Annotated in this window: 11 protein-coding genes; 5 read left to right on the top strand and 6 right to left on the bottom strand. The window is 57.6% G+C overall.

Translation table 11 applies throughout. From position 1 onward, the window contains the following. Positions 1-88: 88 nt before the first annotated feature. A complete protein-coding gene (gene can, locus ACXMYO_RS05525; RefSeq protein WP_438767340.1) occupies positions 89-733 on the top strand; it encodes a carbonate dehydratase in 645 nt (214 codons plus the stop codon). A gap of 133 nt (positions 734-866) precedes the next feature. Then, positions 867-1,904 (top strand): hydrolase, encoded by a 1,038-nt coding sequence (locus ACXMYO_RS05520; RefSeq protein WP_457808056.1) that lies wholly within the window; start codon positions 867-869, stop codon positions 1,902-1,904. A 24-nt stretch (positions 1,905-1,928) separates the two neighbouring features. Here ACXMYO_RS05520 and msrA read toward each other — a convergent pair whose 3' ends face one another. The 4 genes from msrA to ACXMYO_RS05500 form a co-directional block, all read right to left on the bottom strand. After that, a complete protein-coding gene (msrA, locus tag ACXMYO_RS05515) occupies positions 1,929-2,561 on the bottom strand; it encodes a peptide-methionine (S)-S-oxide reductase MsrA (RefSeq protein WP_438767338.1) in 633 nt (210 codons plus the stop codon). 110 nt (positions 2,562-2,671) lie between these two features. Continuing rightward, positions 2,672-6,766, bottom strand: coding sequence for an autotransporter assembly complex protein TamB (tamB, locus tag ACXMYO_RS05510; RefSeq protein ID WP_457808055.1), 4,095 nt, complete (start codon positions 6,764-6,766; stop codon positions 2,672-2,674). Continuing rightward, positions 6,766-8,646, bottom strand: a complete 1,881-nt coding sequence (tamA, locus tag ACXMYO_RS05505) for an autotransporter assembly complex protein TamA (RefSeq protein ID WP_457808054.1) — start codon at positions 8,644-8,646, stop codon at positions 6,766-6,768. Before tamA ends, tamB begins: the two co-directional genes overlap by 1 nt. A 63-nt stretch (positions 8,647-8,709) precedes the next feature. Continuing rightward, the gene (locus tag ACXMYO_RS05500) at positions 8,710-9,234 is read right to left on the bottom strand and encodes a hypothetical protein (RefSeq protein ID WP_457808053.1); all 525 of its coding nucleotides are present in this window, start codon (positions 9,232-9,234) and stop codon (positions 8,710-8,712) included. 381 nt (positions 9,235-9,615) lie between these two features. On the opposite strand from ACXMYO_RS05500, the gene ACXMYO_RS05495 reads away from it, so the two are divergent. Further along, entirely contained in the window at positions 9,616-10,236 is a 621-nt protein-coding gene (locus ACXMYO_RS05495) for a superoxide dismutase (RefSeq protein WP_457808052.1), read from the top strand. An 82-nt stretch (positions 10,237-10,318) separates the two neighbouring features. Here ACXMYO_RS05495 and ACXMYO_RS05490 read toward each other — a convergent pair whose 3' ends face one another. Both ACXMYO_RS05490 and galU read right to left on the bottom strand, forming a co-directional pair. Further along, on the bottom strand, positions 10,319-11,629 hold the full coding sequence (locus tag ACXMYO_RS05490; protein ID WP_457808051.1) for a nucleotide sugar dehydrogenase: 1,311 nt from the start codon (positions 11,627-11,629) through the stop codon (positions 10,319-10,321). A 2-nt stretch (positions 11,630-11,631) separates the two neighbouring features. Continuing rightward, positions 11,632-12,522, bottom strand: a complete 891-nt coding sequence (gene galU, locus ACXMYO_RS05485) for a UTP--glucose-1-phosphate uridylyltransferase GalU (protein WP_457808050.1) — start codon at positions 12,520-12,522, stop codon at positions 11,632-11,634. Positions 12,523-12,971: 449 nt separating this feature from the next. Between galU and ubiG the strand changes: the two genes are divergently transcribed. Together ubiG and ACXMYO_RS05475 are read left to right on the top strand one after the other, a co-directional pair. Beyond that, complete coding sequence (gene ubiG / locus ACXMYO_RS05480; RefSeq protein ID WP_438768408.1) at positions 12,972-13,691, top strand: bifunctional 2-polyprenyl-6-hydroxyphenol methylase/3-demethylubiquinol 3-O-methyltransferase UbiG; 720 nt, start codon at positions 12,972-12,974, stop codon at positions 13,689-13,691. Beyond that, positions 13,688-14,380, top strand: coding sequence for an HAD-IA family hydrolase (locus ACXMYO_RS05475; protein WP_457808049.1), 693 nt, complete (start codon positions 13,688-13,690; stop codon positions 14,378-14,380). Before ubiG ends, ACXMYO_RS05475 begins: the two co-directional genes overlap by 4 nt. Positions 14,381-14,384 lie beyond the last annotated feature (4 nt).

Raw genomic sequence — 14,384 nt, 5'->3', positions numbered from 1 at the left:
CATGATGCTATCACATGAGCGTGCGTCATGGCCGTTCCGGCGTGTTTACCATTCTTTATGTTGTTCATTGAAAAGGCCGTAAAAAACGATGTGTGACCACAACAGTCATCAGGACATCTCAAAGCTTCTCGAGCAGAATCGGCTCTGGGCCGATCAGATGGTGGAAAGCGATCCCGACTTTTTCAAACGCCTTTCGGATCAGCAAAATCCCGACTTCCTATGGATAGGTTGCTCCGACAGCCGGGTACCTGCCAATCAGATCATCAACCTGCCGCCCGGCGAGGTCTTTGTTCATCGCAATGTCGCCAACGTGCTGCACCACAATGACATGAACGCCCTTTCCGTGATCCAGTACGCCGTTGATGTCCTCAAGGTCAAACACATCATGATCGTGGGGCATTACGGCTGCGGCGGGATCAGAGCCGCCGTGACCGGCGGGGACAATGGTATTGTCGATTACTGGCTCAACACCGTTCGCAATTTGTATCACCAGCATCAGGAAAGTCTGTCGGATCTGTCACTGGACGCGCAGGTTGATCGCATGTGCGAGCTCAATGTCAGGGCGCAGGTCTCCAATCTCTGCCAGACCAAGATCCTGCAGCGTGCCTGGGAGCGAGGCCAGGAAGTGACGGTACACGGCTGGTGCTACAGCCTTGAAAACGGTCTGGTCAAGGATCTGGACTGCACGGTGACCACTTTTGATGAAGCCGAGTCTTTCCGGCTCTCGCGCTGAAGTATTGATCGTTTCATTCGTTTCATGACACCGGCCTGCCAGGCGTCACATCAATAAACACAACAGTGCTTGACCTGGCTGGCAGCTCTCGGTGATAACAGAACACTCACCGTTGCTGGCATAAAGAGTCAACATGTCGGGCATGATCTACAAGGCTGGCTTTCGCCCTCCTCGCGGGCTGGCCAACCCTCACATTCAGACCCTGTTGCCGCTGCTTCTACCCCGCAGCAAGGTGTGTCTTGAAACAGAGCTTCTGACGCTGCCCGATAACGATATCGTGGAGCTTAGCTGGGCTCAGCCTTCACCGGATGATGCTCGCGCACCGATCATGGTGCTTTTTCACGGCCTTGAGGGTTCGATCGACTCGCCCTATGCCCGCATGCTCATGCGAACCGCTGCTGATATGGGTTGGCGTGCGGTGTTAATGCATTTTCGGGGCTGTGGGCGTGTGCCCAACCGCCACTTGCGCAGCTATCACGCCGGTGAAACGGCAGATGCCTACTGGATGCTCTCACAGCTGAGTCGACGCTACCCCAATGCCTTGAAGGTAGCCGTGGGCGTCTCGCTGGGGGCCAACGTGCTGCTCAAGCTGGCAGCAGAACAGGGCGGTGACGGGCTCGATCTGGCGGGTGCCATTGCCATCAGCCCGCCGCTGGATCTGGCGGCGTCGGCCGATGCCATCAACATTGGTTTCGCCCGTGTCTATCAGCGCCACATCCTGAAATCCATGAAGCGCAAGATAATGCGCCGCTTGAGTGACGGCAGTCTGGACCGGATCAGTCGAGAGCAGCTCAAGGAGCTGGATACCTTCTGGGCCTTTGACAACGAGATCACGGCACCGCTACACGGCTTCGGGTCAGCCACGGATTACTATCGTCGGGCCTCATCGGGGCTCATGCTTCATCGCATCGAACTTCCTACCCTGATACTGCACGCCGCGGATGATCCATTGATGCCCAAAAGCCTGCTGGATCGCCTACCGATACCGTCAAGAAGTGTTCGCGTCGAGATGGCCGAACACGGCGGCCACGTGGGGTTTATCGAATATCGTCAGGGGCTGCTGCGCCCCTGGCTTGCCAGACGTGTCGCGCAGCAGCTCGAAAGCTGGCGTGTGGTGCCCGGCCGGCAGCAACCCAGCCGGCCTCTGGGGCGCAATCAGCCACTTGAGTAGCCCCCCCCCCGAACACACCGACCATTAGATCGGGCAGCTAACGCCTGTGCCCTTGAGACCACAGTAGCCCATCGGGTTCTTGCTCAAATACTGCTGGTGGTACTCTTCGGCGTAGTAGAAGGCCTGGAGTGCGTCGATCCGTGTCGTGATTTCTCCCTTGCCGCTGTGCTTCAGAGCCCTTTCATACTCTTCAAGGCTCTGACGGGCGATATCACGCTGCTGCTCATTGTGCACCAGAATAACGGAGCGGTATTCGTTGCCGATATCGTTGCCCTGACGCATGCCCTGGGTCGGGTCATGTGCTTCCCAGAATACCTTGAGCAGTTCCGGCAGGCTGATCTCGGCTGGGTCAAAGATCACGCGAACAACCTCGGCATGGCCGGTTTTACCGGTGCAGACCTCGTCATAGGTCGGATTGGGCGTATAGCCGCCGGCATAACCGACTGCCGTAACCCAGACCCCCGGCAACTGCCAGAAAAGGCGCTCTGCCCCCCAGAAGCAGCCCAGCCCCAGAACGATTTCCTCGAAACCTTCCGGCGGTGGGGTGGCAATATCACGGTCGTTGATGTGATGGACGCCGCTGATGTGCATGGGCGTGTCACGACCTGCCAGTGCTTCTTCTTCACTGGGCATACGCGTTCTGTCGTATCCGAACATGGTGCCTCCCATCGGGTGTCGAACCGGGATAAACGTTAACAGGCTACAGGTTATCGGGGCTGAGAGAGTAAAACACAAGCCCTCTCGCCCCGAAAACCGTTTTACTGTTCTCAGTACGCCCTGTCCGGCGTGCGCCCCAGGCTGAAGGTATAGATCAGGTCAACGGCCTGATTGGCCCCGGAGACGGCCTGAAGATACAGGTTCTGGATCAACCGGTAGCGCAGCGTCAGCTCGGCAATCGAGGAAAACAACCCGACGCCGTAGCTGACCTGGAAGTCGTCAAAAAGATAGCCGCTGACCACCACCTGGCTGTCGTCACCGCTGCCGGAGGTGTCCAGCGACAGGTCGTCAATGCCAAAGCTTTCACCCAGCTGTCCGATCGCCTTGCCACTTCTGGACAACGACAGCCCGATCAGCGCCGAGGTCAGCATGCCATCGCTGTCGCCATCGGCATCCGGTGCCCGGCCGCGCAGCAGGTAGGACAGCGCCCGCGACTCGTTCATGGCCGGCTCAGAAAAGACATCCAGTTCAGGCTGATCGGCAGGGCCCGAAACCCGCAGGCCGGCGATGACATTGTCGGCCGTACTGCTGGGATTTCTGACAGCCTCGATGCTGAGATAGGGCTGCCCGGGCGGGCCACTGAAAAGCACCTGACCGCGACGAATCAGCAGATCCTGTCCCAGCGCCTGGAAGCGGCCATCTTCAAGCGACACATCGCCAAAAAGCTGAAGCTGACTGGCACTCTGGCGAACATTCAATCGGCCCTGAACGTTGGCCGTCAGACCATAGGCAGCCAGCTGCACGTCGTTGCCCACGATAATATTGACCCCGACGTTGACTTCCATGCCGGCGGCCTCGAGGTCCTGGGTGTTGGCCCAGGCCAGCTGTCGATCCACCTCATTGCCGGCTTCGACAGTCGCCATTTTCTGCTGGCGGGCCTCATACTCTTCGCGGGTAACGACAACCTCATCGGATGACGGCTTGACGGCCGATGCCGGGATCTGGCCAACCTCAAGACGTGCCCATGGAATGCGTATATCTCCGTTGATATCCAGCCGCTGCGGGTTGGCAGCCACTCTGATATCGGGTGCGACGCGCAGTCGGCCAAACTCCGGCATGCGGATCTCAAGCGGCGAGTCTCGACCGTTGAGCGCCATGCTGGCCTGCCAGTTTTCAGTGGTGGGCCAGTTGGCGTTGCCGTTGAGGTTCCAGCGAGCACTACCGACCTGCAGATAGCCATCCAGGGTGCCTCGATCGCCCTGAAAGACCATCGCCATGCGGGCATCATCCAGAGCCACCGGCAGCTGATCACCGCGGGCCCGAACGTCACTGAGCACCATGTTGCCGTTGAGTCGCGGCTCAACCAGTGTCCCGGACAGGGACACATCGCCATTGAGCTGACCGGCCAGTTCGTTGAGCACCGCGACCAGCGGCGTATAGGGTGACAGGGTCACGCCGTTGATCTCCAGCCTGCCAGCCAGCGTTCGACTGCCCAGCGGATCACCGATATCGGCATTCAGTCGTAGACTGCCGGCATCACGCAGATCCATGTTCAGCCGCGCCTGCGCTCTGTCAGGCGTGGCCTCGGCATTAACGCGAATGCCCAGCTGCGGCAGGGAAAAGGGCTGCCCCTGCGCGTTCTGGCCGCGGACATCGACCTGACTTTGCAGATCGGTATCCACGTTCCAGCGACTCCCCGCCTGCGACCACTGTGCGTTGATATCGCCCTCGAGCCCGCCGGCCAGACGCCACTCGGGAGGTAAATAATCGTTGGCCAGCGCCAGATCGACATCGGACAAACGCAGGGCCGCGCGACCGCTGTCGGCACTGGCCTGTAGCGTGTCCACGGAACACAGCCGGCCGCCCTGTCGTCTGGACAGACAAAACGGCGCGGCCGTCACGCTCGATTGATCCAGCAGCGCTGTAAATTTCAGGGGACCATCAAGGGCGATATCGCCCCCCTGGGGGGCGCTGACTTCCAGCGGTGATATCGCGCCGGCGTAGCGCTGCGCCGCCTGATCAAAACTGCCATCCAGCGCCATGCGTACTCGACTGACCGGCAGACCGTCACCACCGTCGACATCCAGCGTTAGTCGATGCTTTTGGAGGGTGCCATTAAGCGCCGTACTCACCTGACGAATCTGCTGATCAGCGGCGCTGATATCGCGGGCATCAAGATCGACATCGAAGCTCGGATTCTCGAGCCCCTGCGCCCTGGCCGTCAGACGAAGCGCACCGACCCGATTGTCCTGAAAACGAAGCCCCTGACCGCGCAGGTCGATGTTGCCCTCAGGGTTATCCAGCGTGCCCCTGAGCCGGATCTGGCCGTTGGCACTGCCTCCCAGCTCCGGCAGAATGGTCCCTAGCGCCGGTGCCGTGATGTCGGCATTGAGTGACAGCCGATCGCCGATATCGCCATTGGCCGACAATCGGTTATTGCCCTGGCGCAGATCCAGCTGATCGATATGCCACTGCATGTCGCTGTTGCCGTTCAGCCGGCCTTTCAGGGAAAGCGCGCGCTCCTGAAGTGTGCCATCAATGGCAAGCTCGGGCACCTCGACACGCCAATCGTCACTCTGCTGCTGGAAACCGGCGCGCAGTTTGCCATTGAGACGACCGGTGACCGCATCGGTAAAGTTCTCAAGGCGCAGGTTGCTGAAATCAAGCGATGATGCCACATCCAGCGACGGTGACCATATCGCTGTGCCGCGGGCTTCCACCTTGCCATCACCGGTCGTCACGGTGAGCGGCGCCCAGCTGAAATGGGCAATGTCACCCTCGCCTTTCAGACGAATATCCAGCGGCGAAATGTCGGGGCCCTCGACATGAGCGGCCGTCGCGAGCTGATAGCCATCCAGCGAGCCTTCGGCGTTGATATCGATATCACGCGCACGCCATGTCGCCACACCGGGCTCGTCCTCGAGCGGCCAGCGCACCTGCGGACTCGACAGCTGTAGCCTGAACGGCAGATCGGGTGCCAGAAGATCGGCATGCGCATTCAGGGCAGCCTCGATGGGCCCGCTGGCATTGACGGAAAGGTTCAGATCCGAGAGCGCACCATGGGCATCAAGTTCAACATGCTCGCCCTCAACAGGCGCCTGCAGGGCGTCAGCCACCATTGATAGCGTCAGCGGATAATCGTCGCTGAGTGAAGCCTGCGCGCTCATGGACAACCGTGCAATGGAGGAATCAAGGGTCAGCCGGTGTAGCTCGATGTCGGAACCCCGGGTCTGTACTGCCAGCGCCAGCTGATTGACCGTAACGGGCGTCTCCCCCTCCAGTCTCAGCCGGTTGATGGCAACGTCCTCGGCATCGATATCCAGTGGCAGCGTGATTTCGGGCATCACAATGCGACCCTGATCATCCGTTTGTCCGATGATATCGGCCAGCGGATTGGCCAATGGTTTCTGACCGAGCTCGGCCAGCGTCTCCAGCACGGTGGGCGGCTCGGGATTGGCGACCTTCATGGCACCGTCAACGGCGCTGGAAGAGAGCGCAAATGAAGCGTCATCGGTCAGCAATACCGGGGGTGTTGATGATGCGACTGACTCGGCGGCGGCAATGGCCTGTGCGGTGATCATGTCAGGACGCGCAACACGCTGAGCGGTGCGCACATCCACGCTGGCACCGAGAAGATCCGGCTGATCCAGCCCCGGTGAAGACGCAGGGACCACACGGGTATCTTCCAGCCGTGTTTCCCCCAGGCTGAGATGGCTGCCTTCAAACACGGCACTGCTGTGAAAGTGGCCCAGTTCAACGCGGGTGCCGTCAGCCAGACGCACGCGAATATCGTTCAGGCGAAGGTCACGCAGCTCCACGGGCAGCGGCGTGCTGATCCGATTCATTGTCGAATCGTCATCGGTGGTGTCAGGCGCTGCGTTATCGCCACCGCGTAACACGACATCGACACCGCTGAGCTGCAGCTGATCCATGCACAGCCGGCCGCGCAGCAGGCAGTCACTGCTCCAGTGCAGGGCAAATTGATCTACATCCAGGCGAAGTGCCGGCAGATCCAGATGCAGCCCCTGGAGGGTAAAATCGTCCAGCAGTGCCCCCTGGGCCTGCTCGTAGGTGATAAAGCCGCGCGACTGTGCCTGCTCAAGCAGTCTGGCGGTCCCCCAGGTTGAAAGGACAACGCCTGCCACGAGCAGGACAAGCGCAAGAAGCGTCACCACTATCCAGAGGATAGCGCGAGGCAACAACATCAAAATTCGGGGCCGATGCCGAAGTGCAGACGCCAAGAGTCCTCCTCACTATCAAAGGGGTGGGCAATGTCCAGACGAACCGGCCCAACGGGTGAAATCCATCGCACGCCTACGCCTGCGCTTGTCTTGAGCTCGTCCGGCCACCAGTCGTTGAAGGCGTTGCCGGTATCCACAAAGGTGGCACCCCACCAGTTATTGGCCACCTGTCGCTGATATTCCAGGGAACCAACCAGCAACTGCTTGCCGCCCAGCAGATCGCCATTGCTGTTTTCAGGCGCAATGGTTTCGTATTCGTAGCCACGCACGCTGGTGTCACCACCGGTGAAAAAACGCAGTGACGGCGGTACCTGACTGAAATCGCTCGTACTGGTGGCCCCGACCGTGGCACGACCCACGAAACGGTTGTTGGCGCCCAGACTCCTGATCCACTGGCTGTCAAAGCGGGTACGCAGAAAATTGGCGTCCGAGCCCCAGACATCGCTTGAGCCTTCTACCAGAATGTCCTGGCGATCTCCCCACATGGGGAAGCGGGTATTGTCGGTGCGTGTACGCGACCAGCTCATGCCCGGGATGAAAAGCAGTACCTGATCCTCTTCATCCCCCTGGGTGAAATCCTCATAGGTGGTTCGCAGGTAGGCATTTTGTATCCAGTCATTTTCGAAACGCCACTCCCGACCGAAGGCCACCGAGCTTTCAAAGCTGCGGGTATCGCTGTCACTGCGATCGGTGTTCTTGAAGCCATAGCGCATGTAGTAATTGTCACGCGCAGGATTATCAAGCGGTACGTTGTACTCACCGGTCAGCGTCTGCTCGGGCCCGGAAAGGCTCAAATTGTTGTCGAGACTGTGCCCCCGATCATTGAGCCAGGGCATTTCCCAGCCAAAGTTGACTCTCGGCCCGACATCGGTTGAATAGCCGATGCCGGTTTCAAACTTGTGGCGATCCTCCGGCGTTACGCTGACATCGATAGGCACAGTGGCGCGCTGCGGTTTTTCCCGCGCGTTGAGCTCATCACGAAAATTACGGCGCTCGCTCTCCTGACCCTCGACTTCAACACGAGCATCCGGTGAAGAGCTCACGACGGGTGAGGTGGTGCGTTGGGAGCGTTCATCGAGTCGGGGCCGAACGCTGATGCTTCTAAACCAGCCGGAATCGCCAAGACGCTGGCTGTAGCGGGCCACATCTGTTGCCAGATAGCGATCCTCGGGATCGAATGGGGCCATCCGGCGCAGGCGCTCTTCACGGATCTGGCTGCCGGTGACAAAGATATCGCCAAAGCGATAACGCTCTCCGCTTTCAAATACCAGCGTGATGTAGGCGGCATGCTCCCAGGGATGCACTTCGATACGGCTTTGCCGGTAGCGGGCATCGAAATAGCCCCGCTCCAGCGCCAGCGCCGTCAAGCGAGATTTGAGGGTATCGTAAGGGGTATGAAGCAGGCGCTTGCCTTCCATTTCAGCCAGAGGATTGGCTTCAAGAGCTTCCTGAAAGGGCTCGTCCTCTTCTGCCTGACCTTCTATGCGCACGACCACCGAACGTACGCGAACGGGTTTTCCCCGGTCGACGTCAACGACCACCTCTTCACGATTGCGAAAGCTGGTCGAAATTTCGGGCTCATAGTAACCGAAGGGTTTCAGGGCATCCCTTGCTCTTTGCGTCACTTCGGCGCCATAGCTTTGAGTATCGGCGTTTTCGGGAATATCCAGAGATTGAAGATAGTTGCGGATATTGGTGGCCAGCTCACCACGGACACCGTTGACGTCTGCATCGATGGCAAACACGGCAGGTGCCTGACCGATGCCACTCAGCAGCAGCGTCAGTAAAAGCAGCCTTCGGGCAGATGTACCGGCGATCATGCGGTGACGAGAAAGGGATCGCATAACGTTCAGGATTTTCCTTGATGACATGAATCACACCGTATGACACGGGGCTGGCTGCACCCTTCAAGGATTCAGAAGATCCTGAAGCGATTCCTGAGCGGCATGCAGACTGGTCTGATTCTGTTGAAGCCGCTCGAGCTGCGCCGCCAGTTCATCCACTCGCGTACTGATCGAGGCCAGCGCCTTTTTTTGGTCAGCCACGCTGGCAGCGAGCGTTTCCAGATGCTGACTGTTTTTATCCGTGGTCTGCAACTGGTTAGAAAGCTCGGCGTTAGTATTATCGACATCTTCAAAGCGTGCATCATAGGTGCGTTTCAGGCCGTCAATGACAGTATCCAGCGAACTCAGCGATTGCTGTAGCGACACCTGCGTTTTCTGACGCAGTGCATCAGCCCTTTCCAGCTCGCTCAGCCTGGCCTTCTGCCCATCGTCAGCGCGTTGCTGTTCAAGCTGCTGCTGAAGGGCATCAAGGCGTGTGCGCTGGTTTTGCTGCTCTCCTCGAATGCCTTCAAGCACCTGTTCAAGGTTGGTCGACATTTCCTGACGATCAGCAGTGACCTGCTGCGCCCTGTCCGTCAACGCAGCCATTCGATCGGACCAGTGCTGGCGATCCTGATAATACTGCACGCCGAGGGCTGCGACAGCTCCGGCAAGCAACAATAAAAGTGCATAAAGAGGCCACAGGGGCCTTTTGCGCAGGCCGCGATGGCCTCCGGGATGTCGCGGTTCTGTTCGGGTCGAATACGCAGCGTTGCGATCAGCGCCTATGACGGGCTCTTCATGATCTTTTTGCGGCATGAAAGTCTCGAGAAATGTAGCAGCCAGAGATACGACCCGCCCTTTTCAGCCAGGTCATGAAACTGCATGCATGCTACGATGCATGGCCTGTGAAAAGCCAGTACAGGCTATCCGGCAGACAGACTTGAACGGCAATACCAGGGGCTCCCTGGTCGGAATGGAACGTGGATCATGCCCCTTGAACTGCCCTCCCTGCCCTATGCAACGGATGCACTGGCACCCGTTATTTCTGCACACAGCCTTCGCATGCATCATGAAGGCGTTCATGCAGACTATCTAAAGCGCCTGAACGCACTGCTGGAACGCGGTGACAACGCGAGCCCTTCGCTCGAACAGGTCATGAGCACCGGTCGCGGAGAAGCTCAGGCCTGCGCGTGTCAGGCCTGGAACCATACCTTTTTCTGGCAGTGTCTGACGCCCTGGTATCATCCTCCCGGACAGGCACTCGAAACGGCGCTTACAGCGCGATGGGGAAGCCTTGAGGGTTTCCAGGAGGCTTTCATGGCAAGTGCCATGGCGCACTTCATGGGCGGCTGGACGTGGCTCGTATACACCCCGCAGGGGCGTCTGGATATCCATAATGCAGTCGATGCCGGCTCCCCCCTGCTCAAGGGCCTTACACCGCTATTGGCCATCGATATGTGGGAGCATGCCTGGTATGTCGATTTTGGAAACGACCGGCGCAAGTATCTTCAAAAGTTGTGGAAGATCATCAACTGGCCGTTTGTCGAGCAGTGTCTCAAGGATGCCATGGCAACGGCACAAGGCAGACGCAATCTGTTGCACGTCTGAAAAATGGCGGGATAACGACAGTGAAAGGCGGTGCCGGCATGATTCTCCAGAGAGATATCGATACCGGCCCGCCCATCTGAAATCAGCGCTCGTCGTTCGCTGATCTTTCTTCCGGCTCGGCGCTTCGACCGATGCCCCGATAATAGAACCCGTGCTGCGCCACAAACGATGGATCGTAAATGTTGCGCCCGTCCAGAATCAGCGGGGTCGACATCAGTGTCGACAGACGTCGCCAGTCCGGGTTCCAGTACTCCTTCCACTCGGTGACCAGCAGCAGCGCATCGACATTTTCGCAGGCAGACTGTGCGGTGCCTGCCAGTGTCAAAAGCGGATGCTGACCATAGTAGTGCTCGATGGCAGGCAAGGCAGCGGGGTCATGCAACCTGACATGAACACCCTGCGCCCAGAGTGCATCAAGCAGCCGGAGTACCGGCGCGTGAGCAATCCGTGCAGTGCCCGGCTTGAAGGCCGCGCCCCAGACAGCCACCGTGCGTCCTTCAAGATTGCCATCATAGTACTGCCAGAGCTTGCGAAAGAGCTCTTCCTGCTTCTGCTCGTTAACCTGCACAACCTGCTCGAGCAGCCCGTTGTGCTGACCTTCCCGAGCCCTGATGCTCGATAGACGATACAGGTTGCGAGCAAAGCTGGGACCACCGAAACCACATCCCGGATAGAGGTATTCGCGACCAATACGGCGATCCGACCCCATCGCCTGACGCACCAGCTCGATATCCACATTTAAACTGTCGGCCAGGCTTGCCAGCTCATTCATATAGCTGACGCGCGTGGCCAGCATGCCGATAACGGCAAGTTTGGTCAGCTCAGCAGCCCGTCGTGGCATCAGGCGTACACTGTTTTCACGGCGATTGAAGGCTCTGAGAAGCTCAGTGATCTGACGCGTGGCCCAGTCGTTCTCGCTGCCCAGAATCCAGCTGTCGGGACGCGTGAAGGTGGCCATGGCCCGGCCCTCTTCAAGCATGTCCGGCAGCGCTATTGCGACCTGACGCTCCTTGCGAAGCAGCGTCTCGAGAATTTCCGTGTGGCCGATCGGGAAGGTACTGTTGTTGACCAGTACAAAATCGTGCGGCTCACGCCCCAGCGTCTGTTCAACCCAGTGATCGGCATCGTTGCGCTGATCGGCCGAAACGGCCAGCCAGTAGACATTGGCACTGGGCAGGGATTTCGAACTTTCGCACAGGGTCAATGATCCGTTATCGATGCTCTGCGACAGCTGGTGATAAAGCCCTGGCTCATTTCTGATCCAGTCCGTCTCGGCCAGAACACTCCACGGCTGAGAAGGATGCGGCCACCAGTATACCTGGTGGCCAACCATTGAGAGTGCGGCGGCTGCCGTTGCCGCACCCAATTCGCTTCCATGCACTACCACCTGCATGATTATGCCTCGCTTTGATAGCGCTTCAGCAGCTCGCGGAACCCTTCGCCGTATTTGGGATGACGACGTGCAAACGACAGTGTCGCTTCCAGATAACCGAGCTGATGACCGCAGTCGAAAGTTTCACCTTCCATACGATAGGCAGCAACGTCCTGCTTGCTGCGCAAGGTATCGATGGCGTCGGTCAGCTGAATTTCATTGCCTGCACCGGGACGCGTTTCGGCAAGTACCGGGAAGATGCTGCCCGGAAGCAGATAACGCCCGATAACGGCCAGTGTAGAAGGCTCGGTACCGGCTTCAGGCTTTTCTACCATGCCCGTGATCTTTTCACTCTTGCCGGCTTCGGGTGTTTCACCTTCAAGGGCCACGATGCCGTACTTGTAGGCGACTTCGGCCGGCACATCCTGAACCATGATCTGAGCAGCACCCGTTTGATCATAGGCGTCAATCATGCCACCCAGATCGTTGCGCGTCATGCCCTCGTCGTCGACCAGAACGTCCGGCAGCAGTACGGCAAAGGGCTCATTATCACCGATTACCGGGCGAGCGCAGAGAATGGCGTGACCAAGTCCCAGGGCTTCCGGCTGACGAACGCTGATAACGGACACATCATCCGGGATAATATTTCGAAGCTCATCCAGCAGCTCTTTTTTACCCTTCGCTTCAAGCTGAGTCTCAAGCTCGAAATGCTTGTCGAAGTGGTTTTCGATCGCTGATTTTGAAGAGTGCGTGACCAGCACGATCTCCTTGATACCTGCCTTGACGGCTTCCTGGACGACATACTGGATGACCGGCTTGTCGACAATCGTGATCATCTCCTTTGGAATCGCCTTGGAGGCGGGGAGACAACGGGTGCCAAAACCGGCGACAGGCAATACTGCTTTACGAATCATTCATCTTCCCTTTGCTATCAAAAACAAGAAATATGAGTATCAAGGGCACGCTATATGCGCGCCATAGGGCATCGTGACCGATCAGCGATTCAAAATCTTGCTCGAAAAGGCGAAATTGAGCACGACACCCGGTAAGAAGGTTATAACCCCACAAAATACCGAACCTTGGATTTTATATCCTTGGCAAAATGTTTCTTTTTGTACATAACTTGGTTATATGTGATTTTAGCATACGTTTGGATAACGGTATAAAAAGACTTTTTTATTTTGTACCAGAGCCTTTTACATGTATCGGTCAAAGCGACACGTGTCCTGGTCAAGGAACCTTCCTGCGCTTTCCTGTCATTTTGCTCAAGTTCGTAATGCCTGGCGACATCTGGTTCATCATTTCAACAGACTCTATACAATACAAGGCAGCACCTATCGCCCACTCTCACAGGAGCTTCTTGATGAGCGAAAAACAGCATTCCAATGTCGATCCAGGTGAAATTGCCAAGTTTGACGATCTGGCCAGTCGCTGGTGGGACCGTGAAGGCGAATGCAAACCGCTTCATGACATCAATCCGCTACGTCTTGATTATATCGATCAGCGAGCGGGCCTGACCGGCCATCGTGTTATCGATGTCGGCTGTGGTGGCGGCATTCTTAGTGAAGCGATGGCGCATCGCGGCGCAGAGGTTACCGGCATCGATCTGGGAGAAGCACCACTTTCTGTTGCCCGCCTTCATCAGCAACAAAGCGGCATCGAAGTGGACTATCGGTGCATCAGTGCCGAAGACATGGCCGACGAGCAGCCAGGCAGCTTCGATGTCGTGGTCTGTTTTGAAATGCTCGAGCATGTCCCCGATCCCGGTAGCGTCATCAAGGCCTGCGCGCGCATGGCAAAACCTGGTGGCCATGTCTTTTTCTCAACGATCAATCGCAACCCCAAGTCATGGGCGATGGCTATCGTCGGCGCCGAATATGTCCTGAACCTTCTACCCCGCGGTACCCATAGCTATCAACGGTTTATACGTCCTTCCGAACTGGCTCGCTGGGCACGTCAGGCTGACCTCGATGTTCAGGACATTACGGGAATGATTTACAACCCCGTCACACGTCACTATCGGCTATCCAACAAGGATCTTGACGTCAACTACTTCATGCATACCCGCGTGGCTGGCTCATGACTCTGGAGGCTGATATTCCAAAAGCCGTGCTGTTCGATCTGGATGGCACTCTGGTGGATACGGCACCGGATCTTGCGCGTGCGACCAACGCGCTTCGAAAAGAGCACGGATTCTCTCCCCTGCCCCTTGATGATATCAGGCGTGAAGTATCTCACGGCGGCAGCGCACTCGTTACTCTGGCTCTGGGTTTGGAAAAGCAGGCGCCGGGGCACGACAAGGCTCGTGCTATTTTGCTGGATTACTATGGTAAAAACGTTGCCGGGGAGAGCTGTCTTTTTGAAGGGCTTGAGAAAGTACTCGACGTCTATCGCAAAACGAAACGCCCGTGGGGGATTATCACCAATAAACCTCGGGAATATGCAGTTCCTTTGCTCGAGACGCTGAATATAAAGCCGGATGTACTGTTGTGTGCCGACGATTTACCAGTAAAAAAACCCGATCCAGCACCGTTGATTGAAGCAGCACGACGTCTGAATATTGCGCCAGAGTACTGCTGGTATATCGGTGATCATCTACGTGATATTCAGGCAGCCAACAATGCTGGCATGACAGCCATTGCCGTGAAGTATGGTTATTTACGTCAGGGCGATGAACCCGATGAATGGCCTGCCAGTCAATTTTTTGACACACCGGTATCGCTTTGCGAAGCGTTGCTACAGCACTGTCGCCATGCCCCAGCAACCTCCTGAATAG

The sequence above is a fragment of the Kushneria sp. EE4 genome (assembly GCF_977968315.1).
The sequence above is the reverse complement of the archived record's forward strand: the minus strand, read 5'-3'. Positions and strand labels throughout refer to the sequence as shown.

What these genes read in the sequence shown, in the direction of transcription:
- ACXMYO_RS05520 (WP_457808056.1), top strand. Translation starts at nt 867, where the DNA reads ATGTCGGGCATGATCTACAAGGCTGGCTTTCGCCCTCCTCGCGGGCTG.
- can (WP_438767340.1), top strand. Translation starts at nt 89, where the DNA reads ATGTGTGACCACAACAGTCATCAGGACATCTCAAAGCTTCTCGAGCAG.
- ACXMYO_RS05490 (WP_457808051.1), bottom strand. Translation starts at nt 11,629, where the DNA reads ATGCAGGTGGTAGTGCATGGAAGCGAATTGGGTGCGGCAACGGCAGCC.
- tamA (WP_457808054.1), bottom strand. Translation starts at nt 8,646, where the DNA reads ATGCGATCCCTTTCTCGTCACCGCATGATCGCCGGTACATCTGCCCGA.
- ACXMYO_RS05475 (WP_457808049.1), top strand. Translation starts at nt 13,688, where the DNA reads ATGACTCTGGAGGCTGATATTCCAAAAGCCGTGCTGTTCGATCTGGAT.
- galU (WP_457808050.1), bottom strand. Translation starts at nt 12,522, where the DNA reads ATGATTCGTAAAGCAGTATTGCCTGTCGCCGGTTTTGGCACCCGTTGT.
- ubiG (WP_438768408.1), top strand. Translation starts at nt 12,972, where the DNA reads ATGAGCGAAAAACAGCATTCCAATGTCGATCCAGGTGAAATTGCCAAG.
- msrA (WP_438767338.1), bottom strand. Translation starts at nt 2,561, where the DNA reads ATGTTCGGATACGACAGAACGCGTATGCCCAGTGAAGAAGAAGCACTG.
- tamB (WP_457808055.1), bottom strand. Translation starts at nt 6,766, where the DNA reads ATGTTGTTGCCTCGCGCTATCCTCTGGATAGTGGTGACGCTTCTTGCG.
- ACXMYO_RS05495 (WP_457808052.1), top strand. Translation starts at nt 9,616, where the DNA reads ATGCCCCTTGAACTGCCCTCCCTGCCCTATGCAACGGATGCACTGGCA.
- ACXMYO_RS05500 (WP_457808053.1), bottom strand. Translation starts at nt 9,234, where the DNA reads ATGGCTGCGTTGACGGACAGGGCGCAGCAGGTCACTGCTGATCGTCAG.